The organism is Streptomyces sp. ITFR-21, from assembly GCF_031844685.1.
Lineage (GTDB): Bacteria > Actinomycetota > Actinomycetes > Streptomycetales > Streptomycetaceae > Actinacidiphila.
In genome coordinates this window covers 3907167-3930259 of the sequence record NZ_CP134605.1, presented here as the reverse complement: position 1 = coordinate 3930259, position 23093 = coordinate 3907167, and the positions used below count along the sequence as shown (strand labels likewise).

Annotated in this window: 23 protein-coding genes; 7 read left to right on the top strand and 16 right to left on the bottom strand. The window is 73.2% G+C overall.

The genetic code is table 11. The annotated features are described in order from the left end of the window. Window positions 1-90: 90 nt before the first annotated feature. Window positions 91-843 carry a M23 family metallopeptidase gene (locus tag RLT57_RS17290; RefSeq protein WP_311298303.1) on the bottom strand — a complete coding sequence of 251 codons (753 nt, stop codon included), beginning with the start codon at window positions 841-843 and terminating at the stop codon, window positions 91-93. Between the two features lie 440 nt (window positions 844-1283). Then, window positions 1284-3806, bottom strand: a complete 2523-nt coding sequence (locus RLT57_RS17285; protein ID WP_311298302.1) for an ATP-dependent Clp protease ATP-binding subunit — start codon at window positions 3804-3806, stop codon at window positions 1284-1286. A gap of 419 nt (window positions 3807-4225) precedes the next feature. Between RLT57_RS17285 and RLT57_RS17280 the strand changes: the two genes are divergently transcribed. Beyond that, window positions 4226-4810 (top strand): SCO3374 family protein, encoded by a 585-nt coding sequence (locus RLT57_RS17280; RefSeq protein WP_311298301.1) that lies wholly within the window; start codon window positions 4226-4228, stop codon window positions 4808-4810. Here the strand turns inward: RLT57_RS17280 and RLT57_RS17275 are convergent. The 10 genes from RLT57_RS17275 to RLT57_RS17230 all read right to left on the bottom strand — a co-directional run bounded on the left by RLT57_RS17275 (window position 4741) and on the right by RLT57_RS17230 (window position 12907). After that, entirely contained in the window at window positions 4741-5082 is a 342-nt protein-coding gene (locus RLT57_RS17275; protein ID WP_311298300.1) for a histone-like nucleoid-structuring protein Lsr2, read from the bottom strand. The genes RLT57_RS17280 and RLT57_RS17275 overlap by 70 nt on opposite strands. Before the next feature lie 121 nt (window positions 5083-5203). Beyond that, window positions 5204-5722 (bottom strand): amino-acid N-acetyltransferase, encoded by a 519-nt coding sequence (locus tag RLT57_RS17270; RefSeq protein ID WP_311298299.1) that lies wholly within the window; start codon window positions 5720-5722, stop codon window positions 5204-5206. A gap of 9 nt (window positions 5723-5731) precedes the next feature. After that, entirely contained in the window at window positions 5732-6127 is a 396-nt protein-coding gene (locus tag RLT57_RS17265) for a BlaI/MecI/CopY family transcriptional regulator (RefSeq protein WP_311298298.1), read from the bottom strand. 48 nt (window positions 6128-6175) lie between these two features. Next, window positions 6176-6352, bottom strand: a complete 177-nt coding sequence (locus RLT57_RS17260) for a hypothetical protein (protein ID WP_311298297.1) — start codon at window positions 6350-6352, stop codon at window positions 6176-6178. A 214-nt stretch (window positions 6353-6566) separates the two neighbouring features. Next, a complete protein-coding gene (locus RLT57_RS17255; RefSeq protein ID WP_311298296.1) occupies window positions 6567-7289 on the bottom strand; it encodes a hypothetical protein in 723 nt (240 codons plus the stop codon). 348 nt (window positions 7290-7637) lie between these two features. After that, window positions 7638-8432, bottom strand: a complete 795-nt coding sequence (locus tag RLT57_RS17250) for a type III pantothenate kinase (protein WP_311298295.1) — start codon at window positions 8430-8432, stop codon at window positions 7638-7640. A gap of 6 nt (window positions 8433-8438) precedes the next feature. After that, the gene (gene nadC, locus RLT57_RS17245; protein ID WP_311298294.1) at window positions 8439-9464 is read right to left on the bottom strand and encodes a carboxylating nicotinate-nucleotide diphosphorylase; all 1026 of its coding nucleotides are present in this window, start codon (window positions 9462-9464) and stop codon (window positions 8439-8441) included. Next, a complete protein-coding gene (locus RLT57_RS17240; RefSeq protein ID WP_311298293.1) occupies window positions 9461-11167 on the bottom strand; it encodes an L-aspartate oxidase in 1707 nt (568 codons plus the stop codon). Before RLT57_RS17240 ends, nadC begins: the two co-directional genes overlap by 4 nt. Then, the gene (gene panC, locus RLT57_RS17235) at window positions 11164-12006 is read right to left on the bottom strand and encodes a pantoate--beta-alanine ligase (RefSeq protein ID WP_311298292.1); all 843 of its coding nucleotides are present in this window, start codon (window positions 12004-12006) and stop codon (window positions 11164-11166) included. The genes RLT57_RS17240 and panC overlap by 4 nt, the downstream gene beginning before the upstream one ends. Before the next feature lie 4 nt (window positions 12007-12010). Further along, on the bottom strand, window positions 12011-12907 hold the full coding sequence (locus RLT57_RS17230; protein ID WP_311298291.1) for a Rossmann-like and DUF2520 domain-containing protein: 897 nt from the start codon (window positions 12905-12907) through the stop codon (window positions 12011-12013). A 294-nt stretch (window positions 12908-13201) separates the two neighbouring features. Between RLT57_RS17230 and RLT57_RS17225 the strand changes: the two genes are divergently transcribed. Together RLT57_RS17225 and RLT57_RS17220 are read left to right on the top strand one after the other, a co-directional pair. After that, window positions 13202-14404 (top strand): sensor histidine kinase, encoded by a 1203-nt coding sequence (locus tag RLT57_RS17225; RefSeq protein ID WP_311298290.1) that lies wholly within the window; start codon window positions 13202-13204, stop codon window positions 14402-14404. A 113-nt stretch (window positions 14405-14517) separates the two neighbouring features. Further along, window positions 14518-15207, top strand: a complete 690-nt coding sequence (locus tag RLT57_RS17220) for a response regulator transcription factor (protein ID WP_311298289.1) — start codon at window positions 14518-14520, stop codon at window positions 15205-15207. Between the two features lie 3 nt (window positions 15208-15210). On the opposite strand, the gene RLT57_RS17215 is transcribed toward RLT57_RS17220, so the two are convergent. Next, window positions 15211-15558 carry an ArsR/SmtB family transcription factor gene (locus tag RLT57_RS17215; RefSeq protein WP_311298288.1) on the bottom strand — a complete coding sequence of 116 codons (348 nt, stop codon included), beginning with the start codon at window positions 15556-15558 and terminating at the stop codon, window positions 15211-15213. A 226-nt stretch (window positions 15559-15784) separates the two neighbouring features. Here RLT57_RS17215 and RLT57_RS17210 point away from each other — a divergent pair, with 226 nt between their 5' ends. Next, window positions 15785-16756: a quinone oxidoreductase family protein gene (locus tag RLT57_RS17210; RefSeq protein WP_311298287.1), complete on the top strand. Its 972-nt coding sequence runs from the start codon at window positions 15785-15787 to the stop codon at window positions 16754-16756. Between the two features lie 220 nt (window positions 16757-16976). On the opposite strand, the gene RLT57_RS17205 is transcribed toward RLT57_RS17210, so the two are convergent. Together RLT57_RS17205 and cdgB are read right to left on the bottom strand one after the other, a co-directional pair. Beyond that, window positions 16977-18128, bottom strand: a complete 1152-nt coding sequence (locus tag RLT57_RS17205) for a threonine aldolase family protein (RefSeq protein WP_311298286.1) — start codon at window positions 18126-18128, stop codon at window positions 16977-16979. Window positions 18129-18387: 259 nt separating this feature from the next. Next, window positions 18388-20058 carry a diguanylate cyclase CdgB gene (gene cdgB / locus RLT57_RS17200; protein ID WP_311298285.1) on the bottom strand — a complete coding sequence of 557 codons (1671 nt, stop codon included), beginning with the start codon at window positions 20056-20058 and terminating at the stop codon, window positions 18388-18390. Window positions 20059-20489: 431 nt separating this feature from the next. On the opposite strand from cdgB, the gene RLT57_RS17195 reads away from it, so the two are divergent. Then, a complete protein-coding gene (locus RLT57_RS17195; protein ID WP_311300748.1) occupies window positions 20490-20963 on the top strand; it encodes a flavin reductase family protein in 474 nt (157 codons plus the stop codon). Window positions 20964-21027: 64 nt separating this feature from the next. Here RLT57_RS17195 and arfB read toward each other — a convergent pair whose 3' ends face one another. After that, window positions 21028-21459: an alternative ribosome rescue aminoacyl-tRNA hydrolase ArfB gene (arfB, locus tag RLT57_RS17190; RefSeq protein WP_311298284.1), complete on the bottom strand. Its 432-nt coding sequence runs from the start codon at window positions 21457-21459 to the stop codon at window positions 21028-21030. A 355-nt stretch (window positions 21460-21814) separates the two neighbouring features. On the opposite strand from arfB, the gene RLT57_RS17185 reads away from it, so the two are divergent. Together RLT57_RS17185 and RLT57_RS17180 are read left to right on the top strand one after the other, a co-directional pair. Continuing rightward, window positions 21815-22390 (top strand): TerD family protein, encoded by a 576-nt coding sequence (locus RLT57_RS17185; protein ID WP_311298283.1) that lies wholly within the window; start codon window positions 21815-21817, stop codon window positions 22388-22390. Between the two features lie 138 nt (window positions 22391-22528). Further along, window positions 22529-23017: a hypothetical protein gene (locus RLT57_RS17180; RefSeq protein WP_311298282.1), complete on the top strand. Its 489-nt coding sequence runs from the start codon at window positions 22529-22531 to the stop codon at window positions 23015-23017. The last annotated feature ends 76 nt before the right edge of the window (window positions 23018-23093 follow it).

The following is a 23093-nucleotide window of genomic DNA, read 5'->3' as shown; positions in this document are numbered from 1 at the left end:
CTCGCGACGACTCCTTACGGGTGTACGTCCTTCGGGTGTACGTCCCTCGGGTGTACGTCCCTCGGGTGTACGTCCCTCGGGCGCCCGTCCTTACGGGTGCACGCCGTGCGCGCGCAGGAAGTGCAGCGGCTCGACGGAGGAGCCGTAGTACGGCGTGGTGCGGATCTCGAAGTGCAGGTGCGGGCCGGTCGAGTTGCCGGTCGAGCCGGACACGCCGATCTTCTGGCCGGTGGCCACGTGCTGGCCGACCGAGACGCCGATGTGCGACAGGTGCCCGTACTGCGAGTACGTGCGGTCCGCGTGCTTGATCACGATGTTGTTGCCGTAGGCGCCGCCCCAGCCGGCCGTCACCACGGTGCCGGTGTGCGCGGCGCGCACGGTGGTACCGCTGTTCACCACGAAGTCCTGCCCGGAGTGGGTGTGCGCCCAGTGCGGACCGGCCTGCGCGTAACCCGCGCCCAGGACGTACCCGGTGGTCGGGCTCACCCAGGAGGCGCTTCGCGCCCTGCCGTCGGCCTGCGCCCGCTTCCTGGCGTCCGCGGCGGCCTTGGCCGCCTGCCCGGCGCGCTTGTCGGCGGCCTGCTTCGCGGCCTTCGCCTTGGCGGCCACGACGCCGGCCTTGTCGGCAGCGGCCTGCTGGCCGGTGGCCTGCTGGTGCACGCTCGCGGATATGCCGCTGGTCGCCCCCGTGGCGAGGAAGCCCTCGGGGTGGTGTGCGCCGGCGGCCATGGCCGCCGTCGAGCCCAGCGCGATCGCCGCGACCAGTCCTCCGGTCACCACGGCGACCCGGCCGCGCGTGACGGACTTCGGGGTGCGGTTCTTCATCGTCGAGATCTTGCGCATGGAGAAACAACCTCACAGGGAATGGGGGGTGCAGCGGTTCCGGCTGCGGTCCGTTGCCATCCCTTGGTAACCCGCCCCCGGAGCGGTGACAAGCACCCCCTTTACGAGGCCGGGTCGTAGCCGGGGCGTCCGGCACCACCCGTTCCCAGCCCGGCGAAACATTCCTTTACGCCCGAATTGCCCTCTTCGGCGTATCGCCCGCGCCGGGCCTGCGGGCCCTCGCGCCCCGCCGTCCGCCGCCCTGCGCCGCCGGGCGGACCGGGCGCCGCGGCCCCTCCCCTATTTCCCTTAGTACGTGGCGTGGCTCACGTGCGGCACATCACCGGGCGGCGCTTCGGCGGGCCCCGGCAGCGCGGCGGCGGGCACGGAAAAGCGGTCGGCCCCGGGTTCCTGGGAACCCGGGGCCGACCGCTGTCAGCCGATCAGCGCACCCCGGAGGGTCACGCCTCCTTGGAGAGGTTCGGCGGGCCGCCGGCGGTCTCGACGGGCGGGGCGTCCGCCACCGTGACCTTCTCCTCGCCGCGGAAGGTGAACTTCGCGGTCTCGCCCTCGCCCTCGGCGTCCACCACCACGATGTGGCCGGGGCGCAGCTCGCCGAAGAGGATCTTCTCCGACAGCGAGTCCTCGATCTCCCGCTGGATCGTGCGCCGCAGCGGACGCGCGCCCAGCACCGGGTCGTAGCCGCGCTTGGAGAGCAGCACCTTCGCCTCGGTGCTGAGCTCGATGCCCATGTCGCGGTCGCGGAGCCGCTCGTCCACCCGGCCGATCATCAGGTCGACGATCTGCAGGATGTCCGCCTCGGTGAGCTGCGGGAAGACGATCACGTCGTCCACGCGGTTGAGGAACTCCGGGCGGAAGTGCTGCTTCAGCTCGTCGCTGACCTTGGCCTTCATCCGCTCGTAGTTGGACTTGGTGTCGCCCTGGGCGGCGAAGCCCAGGTTGAAGCCCTTGGAGATGTCCCGGGTGCCGAGGTTGGTGGTCATGATGATCACCGTGTTCTTGAAGTCCACCACGCGGCCCTGGGAGTCGGTCAGCCGACCGTCCTCCAGGATCTGCAACAGGCTGTTGAAGATGTCCGGGTGGGCCTTCTCGACCTCGTCGAAGAGCACGACGGAGAACGGCTTGCGGCGCACCTTCTCGGTGAGCTGGCCGCCCTCCTCGTACCCGACGTAGCCGGGCGGGGAGCCGAAGAGCCGCGAGACGGTGTGCTTCTCGCTGAACTCCGACATGTCGAGGGAGATCAGCGCGTCCTCGTCGCCGAACAGGAACTCGGCGAGCGCCTTGGACAGCTCGGTCTTACCCACGCCGGACGGGCCGGCGAAGATGAACGAGCCACCGGGGCGCTTGGGGTCCTTCAGACCCGCGCGGGTGCGGCGGATGGCCTTGGAGAGCGCCTTGACGGCGTCGCGCTGGCCGATGACGCGCCGGTGCAGCTCGTCCTCCATCCGCAGCAGCCGGGAGGACTCCTCCTCGGTGAGCTTGAAGACCGGGATCCCGGTGGCGGTGGCCAGGACCTCGGCGATCAGCTCGCCGTCGACCTCCGCGACGACGTCCATGTCGCCGGCCTTCCACTCCTTCTCCCGCTTGGTCTTCGCGGCGAGCAGCTGCTTCTCGTTGTCCCGCAGGGACGCGGCCTTCTCGAAGTCCTGCGAGTCGATCGCGGACTCCTTCTCGCGCCGCACCTCGGCGATCTTCTCGTCGAACTCCCGCAGGTCCGGCGGCGCGGTCATCCGGCGGATCCGCATCCGGGAGCCGGCCTCGTCGATCAGGTCGATCGCCTTGTCCGGCAGGAAGCGGTCCGAGATGTAGCGGTCGGCCAGCGTGGCCGCCTGCACCAGGGCCTCATCGGTGATGGACACCCGGTGGTGCGCCTCGTAGCGGTCCCGCAGGCCCTTGAGGATCTCGATGGTGTGCGGCAGCGACGGCTCCGCGACCTGGATGGGCTGGAAGCGGCGCTCCAGGGCCGCGTCCTTCTCCAGGTACTTGCGGTACTCGTCGAGCGTGGTGGCACCGATGGTCTGCAGCTCGCCGCGGGCCAGCATCGGCTTCAGGATGGAGGCGGCGTCGATGGCGCCCTCGGCGGCGCCGGCGCCCACCAGGGTGTGCAGCTCGTCGATGAACAGGATGATGTCGCCGCGGGTGCGGATCTCCTTGAGCACCTTCTTCAGGCGCTCCTCGAAGTCACCGCGGTAACGGGAGCCGGCGACCAGTGCGCCCAGGTCGAGCGTGTACAGCTGCTTGTCCTTGAGCGTCTCGGGCACCTCGCCCTTGACGATCGCCTGGGCCAGTCCCTCGACGACGGCGGTCTTGCCGACGCCGGGCTCACCGATCAGCACCGGGTTGTTCTTGGTGCGGCGGGACAGCACCTGCATGACCCGCTCGATCTCCTTCTCGCGCCCGATGACCGGGTCGAGCTTGGTCTCCCGGGCGGCCTGGGTGAGGTTGCGGCCGAACTGGTCCAGGACGAGCGAGGTCGAGGGGGTGCCCTCGGCCGGCCCGCCGGCCGTGGCCGACTCCTTGCCCGTGGAGTATCCGGACAGCAGCTGGATGACCTGCTGCCTGACGCGGTTGAGGTCGGCGCCCAGCTTCACCAGGACCTGGGCGGCGACGCCCTCGCCCTCGCGGATCAGGCCGAGCAGGATGTGCTCGGTGCCGATGTAGTTGTGGCCGAGCTGAAGGGCCTCGCGGAGCGACAGCTCCAGCACCTTCTTGGCCCGGGGGGTGAAGGGGATGTGACCGGACGGGGCCTGCTGCCCCTGACCGATGATCTCCTCGACCTGCTGACGGACCGCCTCGAGCGAAATCCCGAGGCTCTCCAGGGCCTTAGCGGCGACACCCTCACCCTCGTGGATCAGGCCCAGGAGGATGTGCTCGGTGCCGATGTAGTTGTGGTTGAGCATCCGGGCTTCTTCCTGAGCCAGGACGACAACCCGCCGCGCACGGTCGGTGAACCTCTCGAACATCGTTAATCGCTCCTCAGAGCGGTCGGGCAGTGAGGGGTCGGTCCCCTCCCAGTCCTTCCGCATGCTAGTCCCGCACAGCGGCGCCGCTCGCGTATCACCCCCGCTCGCGCGAGGGAAGCTGCGCTACCGGCTGACGTCACTCCCACAACCTCGATGGTGCGAGACGATGTTCCCGCAGGCCAGGCGAACAGCGTTTTATCCAGTACGCCCGTGGCGAACGCCCGCCCCACCTGCCCGAACACCAGCCCTTGTCACTAGGTACTTCTTACCCTCAGCCGCGGGTATTCCACACCGCGGCGCCACTTCGAGTGCGCTACGGGCGAACAAAGCCGTTCGCCGGGGCGCCGCTTTCCCGTCACTTCGCACATGTCACCCAGAACGGCACGTAACCCCTGCTCCGGGCGGCAGTTGCATACGGCATGGGTTGGTACGAGCACGAGCTGGGCTGGCCGGTCGCCGACGGGCCGCCCCCGGGGCTGGTCACAGGGGTGCGGTTCGACGCACTGGAGGTACCGGCCGAGGCCGGGTTCGCCATGCTGAGCCGGTTCTCCCGGCCGGACCAGCTGGGCCCGGTGGCACTGGACGGCCACCGGATCCGGCTGCTGGTAGCCGCCGGCTCCGCGGAGGCGCTGCCGGGGCTGCTGGAGTGGCTGGAGTGGGGCGGCATCCCGCTGGATCTGACCGCCTTGGGCGCCGGACAGGGGATGCGGGCGCCGGCCCACCCGGAGTGGGCCCGCCGGGAGGCCGCGTACGACCGGTCGGCACCGGTGTGGCTGCGGCCTCCTCGGCCGGGATTCGATGTGGAGGCGACCGTGCCCGCGCCGAGTACCACGGGCGAGGCCGATGGATCGGGGGTGCCCATCGGACTGGCGGCGTTGGTGGCCGCCCTGGCGACGGCCTGCCATCGGATCACGTTGCGCGCGGGCCGCCAGGATCAGCCGTGGGCCTTCTCGTACGCCTCGCGGATGGTCGCCGGGACCCGGCCGCGGTCGTTGACCTCGTAGCCCTTCTCCTTGGCCCATGCCCGGATCTTCGCGGTGTCCGGCCCGGAGGCGCCTCCGGCGCTGCGGGGGGCCTTGGTACGGCTCCGACCGGCGCGGCCACCGGTGCGGCGGCCACTGTCCGTGTACGGGTTGAGCAGCCCGCGGAGCTTGTCGGCATTTTCTGTCGTGAGGTCGATCTCGTACGTCACACCGTCGAGTGCGAACGTCACGGTCTCGTCCGCCTCGCCCCCGTCGAGGTCGTCAACAAGAAGGACCTGAACCTTCTGTGCCACCGGCTTCCCTTTCATCGAAAACGGATTAACGGTAAAAGCAAAGCGCCTTTCCGCGGAAAACACAAACCCCTTGCGCGAAGAGACCGGCCCGGGGTAGCGCGATCCGGACAAACCGGATCACTCAGAGTTGCAGCAGCATGCGGCTGTTGCCCAAGGTGTTCGGTTTCACTCGCTCCAGGTCGAGGAACTCGGCGACGCCCTCGTCATTGGAACGCAGCAGCTCGCCGAACACATCGCCGTCCACCGGGGTCTCGCCGATCTCCACGAAGCCGTGCTTGGCGAAGAAGTCCACTTCGAAGGTGAGGCAGAAAATGCGCCGGACTCCGAGCCAGCGCGCGGTCTGTAGCAACTTGCCCAGCACCGCGTGCCCGACGCCCACGCCGCGCAGCGAGGGGTCCACCGCCAGCGTCCTGACCTCGGCCAGGTCCTCCCACATCACGTGCAGCGCGCCGCAGGCGACCACGGCGGCGTCCTCGTCGCGTTCCGCCACCCAGAACTCCTGGATGTCCTCATAAAGCGTCACGGTCGGCTTGTCCAGCAGGATGCCGTCGCGGACATAGGAGTCCAGCAGGCGCCGTAGGGCGCGGACATCGCCGGTGCGGGCGCGGCGGATGGTGACCTCATTCGACTTCAACGGCATGGGCGGACGCTATCGCCCTTCGGGCTCCGCCTCGCCGGAGGGGTCCACGGACTGGATGATGCGCAATGCGTCCCGCACGGCTTCCCGCTGTTCCGGGGTCATCATGCCGAAGAAGTGGACCAGCGCCTCGGCCCGGTTGTCGCTCGCGGCCCAGCCCTCGTTCATCAGTGCGGCCGAGTATGCGGCTCGCGTGGATACCGCCTCATAGCGATAAGCACGGCCTTCGGCGGAGCGGCGCAGCCACCCCTTCTGCCGCAGGTTGTCCATTACGGTCATCACCGTTGTGTAGGCGATGGAACGGTCCTGCGCCAGGTCCTCCAGTACCTCACGAACCGTGACCGGGCGGTTCCACTCCCACACACGGGTCATCACGACGTCTTCGAGCTCTCCCAGCGGTCGCACCACACGGGAGATACTACGGCCGGATGACCATAAATGCCCTGATAGGGACTTTCAGCGCTCCTCGCCCGCGGCCCGCTCCGCCGCTTCGGCGCGGGCGAACGCGGCGTCGACGGCGGCGTCCTCCTTGGCCTTGTTGGCCCCGCCCTGGTTCTTGATCATCGTCACGATGACCCCGATGAAGAGGACCGCCATCACCAGCGGCGGCACGATCGCGGATACGTAGTCCATACGGTGCAGCGTAGCCGCGGCCCGCGCAGCGCCCTTGCGCGGCCTCCCGGCCGGGGCGGCGGGCGGCACAAGGCCGCGACGCGGGTGTGGTGCGGGGGTGGTGCGCGGCGGCGGGGTGCGGCCCGGGGCCGGGCGGCCCGGACCACACGCCTGGCGCACGCGGTGTCACCTGAACGTGTTCACCGCGGCCTCAGACGCCCCCTCGGACGCCCCCTCAGGCGCTACGGGCCTGGTCCGGTCTGCCGGGTGCAGGACGACGGCGGTGCGGCGGCCAGATCTCCGCGGGGGTGGGGGTGCGGCGGCCCGGGTCCGCCGGGTCCGCCGGGTTCGGCGGGGTCTGCGGGGTCTGCGGCGGCCTCGGGGCGCGCGGGGGCCGCGGCTGCTCGGCCGGCTCCCCCTCGGGCTTCGGCCGGGGCTCGTCGGCGAGGGAGGGCTGAGCGGGCGACGGGCGGGCGGGCAGCAGGGTCAGCAGGCGGCGCGGCGCGGGCATGTGGACCTCCAGACGCGGTCGTACGTCGTTCTCCGCGAGGGTTTCGCAGCGGCGCAGCAGGGCGGTGCGGCGCAGGTGCTCGGGGGCGGCGCAGGCGGTCGAGCGCAGCCGGCGCAGGGCGGCGAGGTCGTCGGGGCCGGGGACGTAGCCGTCGGCGAGGGCGGCGTCGAGCCGCTCCAGGTAGCCGGCCGAGCCGCCGGGCAGGGCGTCCCGGTACCGGCGCAGCTCGGCCAGCAGGAAGGCGCTCAGCCGTTCCGCCTCCCACTCGGCCTCGGCGATGGCCGCCGCGAGCCGCAGACAGTCCTTGACGTACTCGGCGGGGCGGGGCACCGCTGGTACGGCGGCGCTCCGGCTCGGGTGCAGCACCTCCGCGAGAGCGCGCCGCACCACGCGCAGTTCCTCGGCGCTGAACGCCATGCCGCCTCGGGTTCCGTGTGGCGTGGGCATGCATGGACTTTAAGTGCTAAGCCGACAAACTCCCCGTAACCCCCCGAGTCCGGGAGCGTCGGGCTCCGCCGGCCGACCGGCCGCCGCCCGCTCACGCGGTGCCGAACCCGCGCCCGCCCCGGCGGCAGCGGGAGGCGGCGACCCCCGGACCCCCACGCCAGGACGTCGGCGCGGGAACGGGGCCGGGGACATCGCGCACGGGGCCGCACATCGGCCGACCGGGGTGTCAGCCCGCCGCCTCCGCCCCGGGACCCAGAGGGCGGTGCCGCCGCCGGGCACATCCCGCGCCCCGCCGCGGCGGCGGCCGAGGAGGGCGGTCACCGGGTGCCGCCGCCGGGGCGGGCGGGGTCAGGAGGTCGAGACGTTGCGCTCGTAGACCAGGCGGAGGCCGATCAGGGTCAGCCACGGCTCGTGTTCGTCGATCAGCGACGCCTCGCCCAGGACCAGGGGGGCCAGGCCGCCGGTGGCGATGACCGTGACGTCGTCGGGGTCGTCGGCCAGTTCGCGGGCCATCCGTTCGGCGATGCCGTCCGCCTGGCCGGCGAAGCCGTAGAGGATGCCGGACTGCATCGCCTCGATCGTGTTCTTGCCGATGACGCTGCGCGGCCGGGCCAGCTCGATCTTCCGCAGCTGCGCCCCGCGCACGCCCAGCGCGTCCACCGAGATCTCGATGCCCGGCGCGATGGCGCCGCCCACGTACTCGCCGCGCGCCGACACCGCGTCGAAGGTGGTGGCGGTACCGAAGTCGACCACGATGCACGGCCCGCCGTACAGGTGCACCGCGGCCAGCGAGTTGATGATCCGGTCCGAGCCGACCTCCTTGGGGTGGTCGACCAGGATCGGCACCCCGGTCTTCACCCCCGGCTCGACCAGCACCGCGGGCACGTCGCCGTAGTAGCGGCGGGTCACCTCGCGCAGCTCGTGCAGCACCGACGGCACGGTGGAGCAGATCGCGATCCCGTCGATGCCGTCCCCGAGGTCGCCGAGCAGCGGATGCATGCCCATCAGGCCCCGGAGCAGCACCGCCAGCTCGTCGGCGGTACGCCGCGGGTCGGTGGAGATCCGCCAGTGCTCGACGATCTCCTCGCCGTCGAACAGTCCGAGGACCGTGTGGGTGTTGCCGACGTCGATGGTGAGCAGCATCCGCGTCTACTCTTCCGCTCGCAGGTCGAGGCCGATGTCCAGGATCGGGGCGGAGTGGGTGAGCGCCCCCACCGCCAGGTAGTCCACGCCGGTCTCGGCGTAGGCGCGGGCGGTGTCCAGGGTGAGCCGCCCGGAGGACTCCAGGACGGCCCGGCCGGCCACGGCCGCCACCGCCTGCGCGGTCTGCTCCGGGGTGAAGTTGTCCAGCAGGATCAGGTCGGCGCCCGCCTCCAGCACCTCCCGCACCTGCGGCAGGGTGTCCACCTCGACCTCGATGGCCACGTCCGGGAACTCCTCGCGGACCAGCTTGAACGCCTGGGCGACGCCGCCGGCCGCGATCACGTGGTTGTCCTTGACCAGCGCCGCGTCGGACAGCGACATGCGGTGGTTGACGCCGCCGCCGCAGCGGACCGCGTACTTCTCCAGCGCCCGCAGGCCCGGGGTGGTCTTGCGGGTGTCGCGGACCTGCGTGCCCGTGCCCTCCAGGACGTCGGCCCAGGCCCGGGTGGCGGTGGCGATGCCGGACAGCCGGCACAGCAGGTTGAGCGCGCTGCGCTCGGCGGTCAGCAGATCGCGGGTCAGCGAGCGCACGGTGAGCAGCTTCTGCCCGGCGGCCACCCGGTCGCCGTCCTCGACGTGCCGCTCGACCTCGAACTCGGCGGTGCACACCACCGACAGCACCGCCTCGGCGACCCGCAGGCCCGCGACCGTACCGGCCTGGCGGGCGGTGAAGTCGCCGACCGCGACGGCGTCCTCGGGAACGGTCGCCACCGTGGTGACGTCCACGCCCTGGTCGAGGTCCTCCTCGATCGCCAGGTGCGCGACGTCCTCCACCTGGACCGGGTCCAGGCCCGCCGCCGCCAGCAGCTCCGCGAGGTCGGGGTCCAGGCCGCACTCCAGCGGGTCCAGGTCGTACACGTCATGGGCGTCACCGCAGCCGCAGCCGGCACCGCAGCCGCCGGCGGCTTCCGCGGGTGGGCCGAACTGCGGCAGGGGGAGGGAGACAAGCCCAGGGCGGTCGGGGGTGGTCACTGAAGCTCCTTCACTTTCGGGGCGGCGGCCCCATCATCCCCGAATCCGGGGCCGTCGGTGGTACGGACGGCGAGGGTGCGCCCGGGGGTCAGCCGTACCACCAGGTGACGGCCCCACCGCTGGTCGTCACGGTCCGGGCGGTCCTCGCGCCAGTGGCAGCCGCGGGTCTCCTCCCGGCGCCGGGCCGCGGCCACCAGCACCCGGGCGACCAGGCCCAGGTTGGTGGCCTCCCAGGTCTCCACGCACGGCTCGGCGGTCTTGCCGTCCCGGTCGTACGTCTCCGCCGCCGCGGTGTGCAGCCGCTCCAGCGCCCCGGCCGCGGCCGACAGGCTGTCCGCGCTGCGCAGCACGCCGGCGCCCGCGGTCATGATCCGCTGCACCTCGAACCGCGCCTCCGAGGCGAGCAGCGGGCCGGCCACCGGGCCGGGGATGACCGGCTCGCCGGGCGCCGGGCGCTCGGCGAGCACGTCGGCGGCGATCCGCTCGGCGAAGACCAGGCCCTCCAGCAGCGAGTTGGAGGCGAGCCGGTTGGCGCCGTGCACGCCTGTGCAGGCCACCTCGCCGCACGCGTACAGGCCGGGCACGGTGGTTCGGCCGCGCAGGTCCGTGACGACCCCGCCGGAGGCGTAGTGGGCGGCGGGCGCGACCGGGACGGGACGGGTCACCGGGTCGATGCCGTGCGCCCGGCAGGCGGCCAGGATCGTCGGGAAGCGGTGCTCCCACATGTCCGCGCCGAAGTGCCGGGCGTCGAGGAACATGTGCTCGGCGCCGGTCTCCCGCATCCGCCGCATGATGGCCTTGGCCACGATGTCGCGCGGCGCCAGTTCGGCCAGCTCGTGCTGCCCGGTCATGAAGCGCACGCCGTCGGCGTCCACCAGGTGGGCGCCCTCGCCGCGTACCGCCTCCGACACCAGGGGCTGCTGGCCCTCGGCGTCCGCGCCGAGCCACAGCACGGTCGGGTGGAACTGCACGAACTCCAGGTCGCTCACCTCGGCCCCGGCGCGCAGCGCCAGCGCGACGCCGTCGCCGGTGGAGACGGCCGGGTTGGTGGTGGCGGAGAACACCTGGCCCATGCCGCCGGTGGCGAGCACCACCGCGCGGGCCCGGACCGAGCCGACGCCGTCGCGCTGCCCGGCGCCCATCACGTGCAGGGTGACGCCGGCGGTACGGCCCTCGGTGTCGGTCAGCAGGTCCAGGACGAGGGCGTTCTCGACGACGTCGATACGGGCCGCCCGGACCGCGTCGATCAGCGCCCGGGAGACCTCGGCGCCGGTCGCGTCACCACCCGCGTGGGCGATCCGGCGGCGGTGGTGGCCGCCCTCGCGGGTGAGCAGGATGTCGCCGTCCTCGCCGGTGTCGAAGTGCGCGCCGGTCGCGATCAGGTGGCGGACGGCGTCCGGGCCCTCGGTGACCAGCGCGCGTACCGCGTCCCGGTCGCACAGTCCCGCGCCCGCGACGAGGGTGTCGGCGAGGTGCTGCTCCGGGGTGTCGCCCTCGCCGAGCGCGGCGGCGATCCCGCCCTGCGCCCAGCGGGTGGAGCCGTCGTCCAGCTGCGCCTTGGTCACCACGGTGACCTGCGCGCCGGCCGCCGCGCAGCGCAGCGCGACGGTCAGGCCCGCCACTCCGGAGCCGACCACGACCACGTCCGATGCGGTCGCCCAGCCGGGCGCGGGTGCGTGCAGGCGTATGCCGGTACTGGTCATCGGGCGGCTCCGGGTGCGGGGAACTCCAGTGGGACGTTGTCGATCAGCCGGGTGCCGCCGACCGCGGCGGCGACGGCGAGGACGGCGGGGCCGGTGTGGTCGGGCGCGGCTTCGGTGAAGCCGGCGGGGTCGATGAGCGCGAGGTAGTCGACGGCCAGGCCGCTCGCGCCGGCCAGGGACGCGGCGGCGGCCTCGCGGACCGCCGCCGGGCCGCCCGCCAGCGCGTCGCGGCCGGCGAACAGCGCGCGGGACAGGCCCACGGCGTGGGCGCGGTCCTCGGCGTCGAGATAGCGGTTGCGGCTGGACAGCGCCAGGCCGTCGGGCTCCCGTACCGTCGGTACGGCGACGATCTCGGCGGGGAAGTTCAGGTCGGTGACCATCCGGCGGATCAGCGCGAGCTGCTGGGCGTCCTTCTGGCCGAAGAACGCGGCTCCCGGCCGGGTGAGGTGCAGCAGCTTGGCGACGACGGTGAGCATGCCGTCGAAGTGGCCGGGCCGGGAGGCGCCCTCGTAGCGCTCGCCCATCGGGCCGGCGGAGACCCGTACCAGGGGCTGTCCGCCCGGGTAGACCTCGGCCGCGTCGGGGGCGAAGACCAGGTCGGCGCCGGCCTGCTCGGCGAGTTCCACGTCGGCGTCCAGGGTGCGCGGGTAGCGGTCCAGGTCCTCGTTCGGCCCGAACTGGAGCGGGTTGACGAAGACGGTGACGGTGACCAGGCCGCCGCCCGCGCGGGCGCGGGCGGACCGGATGAGCGCGGCGTGGCCCTCGTGGAGGGCGCCCATGGTCATGACCACGGCCGCGGCGGGGGCGAGGTCGCGGGTGTGGTGCACCAGTTCCGTCATCGGCTCATCGGGTCCCATCGTCGGCGAGGGCGCCGAGCAGCGCCGCCGCGTACTCCGCTTTCAGCATGCCGTTGGCCAGCGCGCGGTCCGCGGTGGCGCGGGCCATCGCCACGTAGGAGGCGACGGCCTCCGGGGCGTGCGCCCGCAGTTCCCGCAGGTGGGCGGTGACGGTGCCGGCGTCGCCGCGGGCGACCGGGCCGGTCAGCGCGGCGTCCCCGGAGCGCAGCGCGTTGTCGAGGGCGGCGCCGAGCAGCGGGCCGAGCATCCGGCCGGGTTCGGTGACCCCGGCGGCCCTGAGCAGGTCCATGGACTGCGCCACCAGGGTGACGAGGTGGTTGGCGCCGATGGCCAGGCCCGCGTGGTAGAGCGGGCGGGCGGCCTCCTCGATCCACTCCGGCTCGCCGCCCATCTCGATGACCAGCGCCTCGGCGGCCATCCGCAGCTCGCCCGGCGCAGTGACCCCGAACGAGCAGCCGACCAGGCGCTGGACGTCGACGGGCGTGCCGGTGAAGGTCATCGCCGGGTGCAGCGCCAGCGGCAGGCCGCCGGCGCGCAGCGCGGGGTTCAGGACGGCGGCGCCGTAGCGGCCGGAGGTGTGCACGACGAGCTGGCCCGGCCGTACGGCGCCGGTCTCCGCCAGGCCGTTGACCAGAGCGGGCAGCGCGTCGTCCGGCACGGTCAGCAGGACGAGGTCGCTGCGCCGCAGGACGGCCGCGGGCTCCATCAGCGGCACCCCGGGCAGCAGTGTCCCGGCCCGCCGCCGCGACGCCTCCGACACCCCGGACGCGGCCACCACCCGGTGGCCGGCATTGCGCAGCGCGGCGGCCACCGCCGGCCCGACCCGCCCGGCGCCCACGACCCCCACCGCCAGCCTCGCCGGCTTCTCCTCCACGACCACCACGCCTCCCGCGACGCCTTCTCGTCAATCCTACGCGAACCCGTTGCCGCCAACTGTGGCGGACAAGGGTGACCCCGCGCACGTCCCCCGCCCCGGGCGGGCCGGGCGGCCGGACCGGGGCGGGGGCGCCCGGGGGGACAAGGGGCGCCGGGACGGAGGGGGCGGCCCTGGACCGGGTCCGCCCCGGCGGCCGGTTCCCGGGAAGGGGAGGGGAGGGGAGGCGTCCGACTTGGGGACGAGGCGGGATCGCCCTGCGGGGTGACCCCGGGACGGGCTCCCGTGCCTACGCTGGGTGATGTGCAGCGCGTCTACGACTTCTTCCGGCGACACCCGACGTGGGTCGACAGCTTCTGGGCCGTCGTCCTGCTGGCCGTGTGCGCCGTGTGGGTGGTCGCGGACCAGGGTCTGAGCACGGCGACCCAGGTCGCCGCCGTACCGCTGTCGTTCGCGCTGGCCACCGTCGTGGCGCTGCGCCGCCGGGCCCCGGAACGGATGCTGCTGGTGGCGATCGGCACCGGCCTGGTCCAGCTCGCGCTGAACGTCAGGACCAACCCCGGCGACGCCGCCTTCCTGGCGATCATCTACACCTGCGCGTCGAACGGCCGCCGCTGGTCCTCCCGCCTCGCGCTCACCGCGGGTCTGGCCGCCGCCCCGGTGGCGATGGTCCGCTGGCCGCCGCACGACCAGTACTCCACCATCTGGACGACCCTGCTCCAGACCTTCTTCCTGGCCGTGATCTTCGCGCTGTCCTGGGTCGTCGGCGACCGGCTGCGCACCCGGCGCGCGTACTACGCCGAGCTGGAGGAGCGCAACGCGCGGCTGCACCGGGAGCGCGAGGCGCAGTCCAAGGCCGCCGTCGCCGCCGAGCGGGCCCGGATCGCCCGGGAACTGCACGACGTCGTCGCGCACAACGTCTCGGTGATGGTGGTCCAGGCCGACGGCGCCGCCTACGTGCTGGACGCCGCGCCCGACCAGGCCAAGCAGGCACTGGCCACCATCTCCGCCACCGGCCGGCAGGCCCTCGCCGAGATGCGCCGGCTGCTCGGCCTGCTCCGGGCCGGGGACGACGCGGGCGGCGAGTACGTGCCGCAGCCCGGGGTGGACCAGCTCGGCGATCTGATCGACCAGGTGCGCGGCGCCGGCCTGCCCGTACGGTTCGAGGTGGCCGGCGACGCCCGCCCGCTGTCCAGCGGCGTCGAGCTGACCGCGTACCGCATCGTGCAGGAGGCGCTGACCAACGTCCGCAAGCACGGCGGCGACGGGGCCAGCGCCAACGTCCTGCTGGGCTTCGGCGACGCCGCGCTGGACCTGCTGATCGAGGACGACGGGCGCGGCGCCAGGCACGAGCTGTACGAGCGGGGCGGCCGGGACGGCCTCGGCCAGGGCCTGATCGGCATGCGGGAGCGCATCGGCATGGTCGGCGGCACCCTGGACGCCGGCCCGCGCCCCGGCGGCGGCTTCCGGATCAGCGCGGTCCTGCCGCTGAAGGCGGCCCGATGAACGCCCCCGCGACACCCGCGACACCCGCGCCCGCCCCGGACCCGGCCGGCCGGACCGCTTCCCACCGATCCGGCCGGACCGTTGCAGACCCGACCAGAGGGGTTCCCCAGAAGATGGCGATCCGCGTCATGCTCGTCGACGACCAGGCACTGCTGCGTACCGGCTTCCGGATGGTGCTGGCCGCCCAGCCGGACATGGAGGTCGTGGCCGAGGCGGGCGACGGCGCGCAGGCGCTGGAGATGCTGCGGTCCACCCGGGTGGACGTGGTGCTGATGGACGTCCGGATGCCCCGGATGGACGGGGTGGAGGCGACCCGGCGGATCTGCGGCGGCGACCGCACCCCCGAGGACGGCGACCCCCGGGTGCTGATCCTGACCACCTTCGACCTGGACGAATACGCCTTCACCGGGCTCAAGGCGGGCGCGAGCGGCTTCATGCTCAAGGACGTGCCGCCGGACGAGCTGCTGACCGCGATCCGGGCCGTGCACAGCGGCGACGCGGTGGTCGCCCCGTCCACCACCCGGCGGCTGCTGGACCGCTTCACGCCGATGCTGCCGAATGCCGGGACCGAGGACCGCTACAAGGAGATCGACCGCCTCACCGAGCGGGAGCGGGAGGTGCTGCTGCTGGTCGCGCAGGGTCTGTCGAACGGCGAGATCGCCCGCAAGCTGGTGCTGTCGGAGGCGACCGTGAAGACGCACGTGGGCCGCATCCTCACCAAGCTGAGCCTGCGCGACCGGGTGCAGGCGGTGGTGCTGGCGTACGAGTCGGGGCTGATCAGGGCGGGCGGCGGGCCGTTCTGACCCTCAGGAGGCCGCCTTGGCCGCCGGGCGGTCCGCCAGGACCAGCGCCAGCAGTCCGGGGAAGCGCGCGTCGAACTCCGCCCGCCGCAGCCGGTTGAGGCGCTTGGACCCGATGTCACGCTGCTCGACCAGGCCGGCCGCGCGCAGGGTGTTCAGGTGGTGGCTCAGCGCGGCCTTGCCGACGGGGACGTCGAACGAGCCGCAGGAACGCTCCCAGTCCGCCGAGCCGGCCAGATCGCGGACGAGTTGGACCCGTACCGGATCGGCGAGTGCCGCCAGCACGGTCAGCAGGGGCACGTCGTCGGGGTGGGTGTGCTCGGGGGCGGACCGGTGCGCGCGGGGCGGGGTCATGACGTCCTCCCGTGGGCTGGGGCGGGCGGTCGGTGGGGCCGCAAGCGCTTGCAGCTTCTTGTGGGGAAATTACTCATTGCACAGCGTTCGATCGAAACCATACAGTCTCGGGTGTTCGGTTTCCATTGAACTTAGTTTCTCTTTGAACAGAGTTGACCGGACCAGCCCGGACCAGCCGGAACGGCCCGAGCGGCGCAACAGGGCAGCAGCCAACGGGGAGCACCACATGCACGCCATCGTCTTCGAAGAGCTCGGCGGTCCCGAAGTACTGAAGAGCGTAGACGTACCGCTGCCGGAGCCGGGACCCGGGGAGGTCACCATAGGCGTCGCCTACGCCGGGGTGAGCATCGTCGACGTCCGGGCCCGCGCAGACGGCTACCAGGTGCGGGCCCTGCCGTTCCGGCCCGGCCTTGAGGTCTCCGGGCTGATCCGGGCGGTCGGCGAGGGCGTCACCGGCTTCACCCCGGGCCAGGAGGTGGCCGCCTTCATCAGCGGCGGCGGCTACGCCGAAGTGGTCGTCGCCCCCGCCGCCGCCGTCTTCGCGGTCCCCGACGGGCTGTCGCTGCGGACCGGGGCGACCCTGCCGAACACGCTGCCCACCGCTTACGCGCTGCTCCACGAGGTGGCCCGGCTGCGGGAGGGCGACACCGTACTGGTCCACAACGCCGTCGGCAGCGTCGGCACCGTCGCCGGCCAGCTCGCCCGGATGGGCGGCGCGTCGGCGGTCTACGGGGTGGTGTCCTCGCTCGACAAGGCCGAGCACGCGCTCAAGTCCGGCTACGACCAGGTGTTCACGGCGGACGGCTTCGACGCGGACGTCCGCGAGGCGACCGGCGGCCGGGGCGTGGACATCGCGCTGGACCCGGTGGGCGGCAAGACGTTCCGCCGTACGCTGTCGGTCCTCGCCTGCTTCGGCCGGCTGGTGTCCTTCGGCAACGCCTGCGCCGCCGAACCGTGTCCGACCCGTCCCGGTGACGTGTACCCGCACGGGATCTCCGTCGCCAGGTTCTCCATCCTCGGCATGGCAGCGTCCGACCCGCGGCGGCTGCGCGGGATCGCCGAGCGGGCGTTCCACACCGTCACCGAGGGCGGTGTCGAGCTGCCGGTGAGCGGGGAGTTCGCGCTGGCGGACGCGGCGGCGGCGCACCGGCTGGTCGAGTCCCGGGCGGGCACGGGCAAGCTGCTGCTGCGGGTCTGAGCGAGGAGGCGGGCCGGGGGCGGGCCCGGCGTGAGGGGGGCCGGCGCCGGAACGGGCCGGCACGGGTATGTACGGGCCGGCGCGGGTCGGCGCGGGTATGTACGGGCCGGCGCGAGTCGGTACGGGTATGTACGGGCCGGCGCCGACCGGCGGGGACTGGACACGCCCCGGAGTCCGGCCCGGTCCGGACTCCGGGGCCGGGCGGTCCGCGGGGCCGGTGTCAGGCGGGCGCCGCCTCGACGGCCGTGACGAGGCGGGCGAAGGACGCGGCGGCCTCCCGCACGTCCTGCTCGGTCCACTCCAGCGCGTCGGCCGAGACCGTCACCTCGATCATCGACATCCCCGGCAGGGCGGACCCGGCGAACCGCCCGCGGCCGAAGAGGCTGGTCCGGGTCTGCTCGGCCTGCCGCAGCGACGCCTCGTCGAGTACGGCGGCGGGGTAGGGCAGCCACAGCTGGAACTGGTGGGTGTGCGGCTCCGCCGGGTGGATCCGGGGCCGGTCCAGGCCCCCCGCGGCGAGGCCCTCGCGCAGAGCGCGGGCCACGGGTCCGGCGTGCGCCACGTACGAGGGCAGCCGCGGCAGTTCGTCCCGCAGGCCGGCGAGGGCGGCCAGTGCCGCCGGGAACTGCTGGTGGACCAGGCCGCCGTAGCGGTGCCGCCAGGCCTTGGCCTCCGCGACCAGCTCGGCGGAGCCGCCCAGCGCGGCGCCGGATAGGCCGCGCAGCGACTTGTAGAAGCTGACGTAGACGCTGTCGGCGAGGGCGGCGATCTCGGGCAGCGACCGGCCGAAGTGCGGCGCGGACTCCCACAGCCGGGCGCCGTCGAAGTGCACCACGGCGTCCCGTCCGCGGGCCGCAGCGACGGTCTCCGTCAGCTCGTCCCAGGTCGGCAGGACGAAACCGGCGTCGCGCAGCGGGAGTTCCAGCATCAGCGTGCCGAACGGCTCCTCGAAGCCCCGTATCTCCTCTGCGGTGGCGAGCCGGGGCTCCCGGGTCGGGTACACCGTGCGCAGGCCCGTCACCGCCTGCAGCGCCCCCCGCTCGTGCACCTCGGGGTGCGCCAGCGGGTGCAGGGCGACCACGTGGTTGCCGGTCCGCCCGGCCCACGCCCGCAGCGCGACCTGCTGGGCCATCGTGCCCGTCGGGAAGAACGCGGCGTCCGCGACTCCGAGCAGCCGCGCGACCTCCTCCTCCAGCCGGCGGACCACACCGTCGCCGTAGACGTCCGGTGCCTCGTCCGCCTCCGTGAGCTCCTCGGCGACCGCGGCCAGCCACCCGGCCCGCTCCCGCACCGTGTCGGACCAGCGGCCCGTCAGCACCGGCCCGCACGCCCGAACGGCCGCCTGCCGCCGCGCCTTCTCGCCCTCGTCCATCCCCCGATCGTCCCCCGCGCCCTCCCGCCCGCCGCCACCGGGTCCCCCGGCGCCGCCGTGCCGTGCTGTGGCGCCGGGCGCGGGGTGCCCGAGGGCCTGGGGCTTGCCGGGTGGATCTGCGCGGTGTCGCGGGCCGCGGCACCGCGCACCTGCCGGGTCCTCCTCGGCCGGCGAGACGCCACGCCGCCCCCTCCCGCGCCGTGCGGCCGCGACGCACCGGATCCCGCCACACCGCCCCCGCAGATCCTGACGACCGACCCTAGCCCGCCCGGCGGTGGTTGTTGCGGGGGCCGGCGGACGCCGACCTGCTGCGTTTTTCGACGTACATGCGCTGGTCGGCGCTGTGCAGGATCTCCTCCGCGGTCATGCCGCAGCCGGCCCAGCCGATGCCGAAGCTGGCGCCCACGCGGACCGCGCGGCCGTCGACGCGGATGGGCGGGATGATCGCGTTGCGCAGCCGGACCGCGAGGTCGGCCGCGTCGGCCGGGGCGAGATGGTCGGCGAGAACCACGAACTCGTCACCGCCGAGCCGCGCCACCGTGTCGCCGTCGCGGACCGCGGCGGTCAGCCGGCGGGCGACCTCGATGAGGACGGCGTCGCCCGTGTGGTGCCCGAAGCGGTCGTTGATGGACTTGAAGCCGTCGAGGTCGCAGAAGAGGACGGCGAGCCCCTTGCTCGCACCCTCCTCGTCGGACTCGTCCGGCGCCACCGTGTGTGTATGGGAGTCCAGCGTGTCGAGCGGCGCGGCGAGTTCGTCGGGCCCGTAGCCGTAGCTGAACGCGAACTCGTCGACCCCCCCGGTCTGCGCGGCCGGCACCGCCGTTTCACCGGCGTCCCGGTCGTGCGGGCGGGAGCACAGCCGGGACGACAGCCGGGACCGCAGCTCCGCGCTGTTGGGCAGACCCGTCAGCGAGTCGTGGCTGGCCCGGTGGGCGAGCTGCAGCTCACGGCTCTTGCGCTCCTCGATGTCCTCCACATGCGTCAGCAGGAAACGCGGCCCGTCGGCGGTGTCGGCCACCACCGAGTTCCGCAGCGACGCCCACACATACGTGCCGTCCCGCCGGGCCAGCCGCAGCTCGGCCCGCCCGCCCTCGGCCGAAGTCCGCAGCAGCAGCCCGACATCCTCCGAATGCACCAGATCGGAGAAGGAGTACCGCCGCATCGTCGACGCCGACCGCCCCAGCAGCCGACACAGCGCGTCATTGGCCCGCAGCAGCTTCCCGTGCTGGTCGCCGCCCATCTCCGCGATCGCCATACCGCTCGGCGCGTACTCGAACGCCTGCCGGAAGCTCTCCTCACTGGCCCGCAGCGCCTGCTGGTCCCGCTCCAGCCGGACCAGCGCCCGCTGCATGTTCGCCCGCAACCGGGCGTTGCTGATCGCGATGCCCGCCTGGAAGGCGTACATCTGGAGCGCCTCGCACCCCCAGGGCCCCGGATGCCGGCCGCTGACCGGCCGGTCCACCGAGATCACACCGATCAGCTCGCTGCCGACGCTCTGCGAGGCGTACATGGGCGCGTACAGCCGGTCGCCCGGGTGCCACTCGTCGGGGAAGCGCGGCAGCGGACCCTCGGTGTGCCACTGCGGCACGTCGTCGTCGATGAGCACCCAGCCCTCGGTGTGCGGGATGAACCGCAGCGACCCCCAGCGCTCACCCATCGTCAACCGCCGCTCCCAGGACGTACGGGAGCCCGCCCGGCCGAGCAGCAGCGCCTCGCCCGCCGCACTGCCCGCGAACGCCGCCACGACGAGATCGCCGTCGGGGCGGACCAGATTGACGGCCGCCAGTTCATAACCCAGTCCGCGGACGATCCCGTCGGCGACTGCCTGCAGGGTGTCGGCGAGACTGCGCGCGGTGTTGAGGTCCGCCACGACCTGATGCAGCTGACGCAGTGTCGCGAGACGGACATACGGCTCCGACTCGGTGTCCATGCCCCTCTCCACGCCCTCGACAGCGACTCCTGGTAGTGCGGTGGCCCCGTCCCCAAACCGGTGCGGCCACGGTGTAATTCACACTCTTCCAATTACACCGCAACTGAATCACAGCGAGCTGTGCGTTCGGTACACAGGGTCAACAATTCCTGTCGCTTGTGACCCAAGTCACACCTTCGGGTAATCAGTTGAACACTGAACGTCGAACGCCGTCCTCGGAGGTCCTAGGACCGGACGGTACGCGCCCTGCGACCTCCGTCCGATGCCCGCCTCCCCCACCGACCCGTACCGTGAAGAGCGTGCTTCCGACTCCGCCAGGGCGTCCTCCCGAGCCCGCTACGAGCCACCCCGCCGACCCGGTCGACACCGCTGCCTCCGCCGAGTCCGCCGAGTCCGCCGAGTCCGCCACCACCGACGACTTCCGCGCGGCGATGGCGCGGCTCGCCGCGGGCGTCGTCCTCGTCACCGCGCACGACCCGGAGGACGGGCCGCGCGGCGAGGACGTCGGCATGACCGCCACCGCGTTCCTGTCGGTGTCGCTCGAACCGCCGCTGGTGCTGGTGAGCGTGCGCGTCGGCTCGCGGATGGACGAAGTGCTGGAACGGCAGCCGAGGTGGGCGGTCTCGGTGCTCGGCGAGAGCCAGCGGCACATCGCCGGGCGGTTCGCGATGCGCGGCCGGATCAGCGACCGGCTGCTGTTCGAGGACGTCGCCCACCACCGCGGTGAGCGGTCGGACGCGCCGGTGCTGGGCGGGGCGCTGGCGGCGCTCGAGTGCGAGACCGAGCAGCGGGTGGTGGCCGGCGACCACGCGCTGCTGATCGGCCGGGTGCTGACCGCCCGCACCCCGGGCGCGGAGGGCGGCCCGCTGACGTACTTCCGCGGCCGCTACCGCCACCTGAGCTGACCGCTCGCCGCGGCGGCCGGCGGGGCGGAGCCCGGCGGGACACGGCCCGCGCGGGGGCTGGGGGCTAGTCCCAGCCGCCGCCGCTGCGGCCCCGTTTGGTCTGTCCGCGCTGCTTCTTCACCCGCAGCCGGCGTTCGTTGATCCCGCGCGGGATCTTCGTGGGGCGGCGGGTCTTGGGCGGCGGTGCGGTCGCCTGGGCGAGGATCGCGGTCAGGCGGGCCGCGGCGGCCTCCCGGTTGCGCCACTGCGAGCGGTGCTCGGACGCCTTCACGATCAGGACGCCCTCGGCCGTCAGCCGCCCGGCCAGCCGCTCCAGCGCGCGTTCCTTCCACACCGGCGGCAGCGCCTCGGTGGTCGCCAGGTCGAAGCGCAGCTCCACCTGGCTGTCGCTGGTGTTCACGTGCTGCCCGCCGGGCCCGGACGACCTGGAGAAACGCCAGACCAGCTCGGCCTCCGGCACGGAGACCGAACCGCGGATGACAAGGGGCCCGGACATGCCCCCATGATCCCGCGTCCGTGCCGCCGCGTCACGGGGATAACGGGGATAACGGGAACGGCGGGACGGCGGGGGTGCGGGAGCCGGCAGGGGCGCCGGGATCGGCCGGGGTGCCGGCGGCCCGGGGGTGCGGCGGCCCGGCCGTGTCCGGGGCCCGGCCGGGGACACGCGGACAGGCGGGGCAGACGGTGCAGGCGGGGGCGCCGGTGCAGGCGGGGGCGCCGGAGGGGCAGTGGCGCGGGAAGCCGGGGCAACCTGGCACGGCCGGGAGGGAACCGCGCGATGCCCGGTCCGCGTTCTGACGAATGACGGTACTTTCGTCGGCAACACCAACGACCACATAAGGGGACTTCCCATGGCGGTAAGCCTGTCCAAGGGCGGCAACGTCTCGCTCACCAAAGAGGCGCCCGGCCTGACGGCCGTGACGGTCGGCCTCGGCTGGGACGTCCGGACCACCACCGGCACGGACTTCGACCTCGACGCGAGCGCGATCGCCGTGAACGGCACCGGGAAGGTCTACTCGGACGGCCACTTCGTCTTCTTCAACAACAAGCAGAGCCCGGACCAGACCATCGTCCACACCGGCGACAACCGCACCGGCGAGGGCGAGGGCGACGACGAGCAGATCAACGTCAACCTGGCCGCCCTGCCCGCCGACGTGGACAAGATCGTCTTCCCGGTCTCCATCTACGACGCCGAGACCCGCAGCCAGAACTTCGGCCAGGTCCGCAACGCCTACATCCGCATCATCAACCAGGCCGGCGGCGTCGAGATCGCCCGCTACGACCTGAGCGAGGACGCCGCCGTCGAGACCGCCATGGTCTTCGGCGAGCTCTACCGCAACGGCGCCGAGTGGAAGTTCCGCGCCGTCGGCCAGGGCTACGCCTCCGGCCTGGTGGGCATCGCCACCGACTTCGGCGTCACCCTCTGACGCTCCCTCCGGGGGAGCCGTCCCGCCGGCCCCCGTGCCCCGCCCGCCCCGATGCCGTGCGACGTCCCGCGTCCCGCGTCACGTCCGGCCAGGGGTACGGGGGCCGACCCGCCCGCCCGCGTCTGACACCATCACCCGGTGATCGACCTCGGATACGCCCTGTCCCGCCGCTTTCCCGACCCGCCGCAGACGGACTACCGGCGGGCGGACGTCAAGGCGCTGCGGCACGATCTCTTCTGCGGTGACGTGTATCTCGCCGAGGGCGAGCGGGAGTTGTCCACAGCCTGGGGATGGGTGCCGGTGCTGGACTTCGGGTGGGCGCTGTGCGACATCGTGGAGCGGCTGGACCGGGACCCGCGCGGGAGCCGGGCGGCCCGGCCGCAGTACGCCGAGTTCGACTTCACCGAGTCGACGGACCGGCTGCGGTTCGTCCGGCGGTTCGGGCATGTGGAGGTCACCGCCGACTGGCTGCCGGACGAGGCGCCGCTGGTGCTGCCGTACGGGGGGCTGCGCCGGGAGGCCCGGGACTTCCTGCACGACCTGACCGCCGACCTCACCGACATGCACGAGGGACTGGACGCCAACCCGGTGGTCTGGGACCTGCTGGCCCGCTTCCCGCGGGTCTGACGGGCGGGCCGCGTGTCCGCCCCCGGGATCCGTCCGCCGGATCCGTCCGCCGGATGCGTCCGGCGGGTCCGCCTGG

What these genes read in the sequence shown, in the direction of transcription:
- panC (WP_311298292.1), bottom strand. Translation starts at nt 12,006, where the DNA reads ATGACGGAACTGGTGCACCACACCCGCGACCTCGCCCCCGCCGCGGCC.
- RLT57_RS17290 (WP_311298303.1), bottom strand. Translation starts at nt 843, where the DNA reads ATGCGCAAGATCTCGACGATGAAGAACCGCACCCCGAAGTCCGTCACG.
- RLT57_RS17195 (WP_311300748.1), top strand. Translation starts at nt 20,490, where the DNA reads ATGGCGCGGCTCGCCGCGGGCGTCGTCCTCGTCACCGCGCACGACCCG.
- RLT57_RS17260 (WP_311298297.1), bottom strand. Translation starts at nt 6,352, where the DNA reads ATGGACTACGTATCCGCGATCGTGCCGCCGCTGGTGATGGCGGTCCTC.
- RLT57_RS17280 (WP_311298301.1), top strand. Translation starts at nt 4,226, where the DNA reads ATGGGTTGGTACGAGCACGAGCTGGGCTGGCCGGTCGCCGACGGGCCG.
- RLT57_RS17215 (WP_311298288.1), bottom strand. Translation starts at nt 15,558, where the DNA reads ATGACCCCGCCCCGCGCGCACCGGTCCGCCCCCGAGCACACCCACCCC.
- RLT57_RS17205 (WP_311298286.1), bottom strand. Translation starts at nt 18,128, where the DNA reads ATGGACGAGGGCGAGAAGGCGCGGCGGCAGGCGGCCGTTCGGGCGTGC.
- RLT57_RS17285 (WP_311298302.1), bottom strand. Translation starts at nt 3,806, where the DNA reads ATGTTCGAGAGGTTCACCGACCGTGCGCGGCGGGTTGTCGTCCTGGCT.
- RLT57_RS17255 (WP_311298296.1), bottom strand. Translation starts at nt 7,289, where the DNA reads ATGCCCACGCCACACGGAACCCGAGGCGGCATGGCGTTCAGCGCCGAG.
- RLT57_RS17240 (WP_311298293.1), bottom strand. Translation starts at nt 11,167, where the DNA reads ATGACCAGTACCGGCATACGCCTGCACGCACCCGCGCCCGGCTGGGCG.
- cdgB (WP_311298285.1), bottom strand. Translation starts at nt 20,058, where the DNA reads ATGGACACCGAGTCGGAGCCGTATGTCCGTCTCGCGACACTGCGTCAG.
- RLT57_RS17250 (WP_311298295.1), bottom strand. Translation starts at nt 8,432, where the DNA reads ATGCTGCTCACCATCGACGTCGGCAACACCCACACGGTCCTCGGACTG.
- RLT57_RS17270 (WP_311298299.1), bottom strand. Translation starts at nt 5,722, where the DNA reads ATGCCGTTGAAGTCGAATGAGGTCACCATCCGCCGCGCCCGCACCGGC.
- arfB (WP_311298284.1), bottom strand. Translation starts at nt 21,459, where the DNA reads ATGTCCGGGCCCCTTGTCATCCGCGGTTCGGTCTCCGTGCCGGAGGCC.
- RLT57_RS17185 (WP_311298283.1), top strand. Translation starts at nt 21,815, where the DNA reads ATGGCGGTAAGCCTGTCCAAGGGCGGCAACGTCTCGCTCACCAAAGAG.
- RLT57_RS17220 (WP_311298289.1), top strand. Translation starts at nt 14,518, where the DNA reads ATGGCGATCCGCGTCATGCTCGTCGACGACCAGGCACTGCTGCGTACC.
- RLT57_RS17210 (WP_311298287.1), top strand. Translation starts at nt 15,785, where the DNA reads ATGCACGCCATCGTCTTCGAAGAGCTCGGCGGTCCCGAAGTACTGAAG.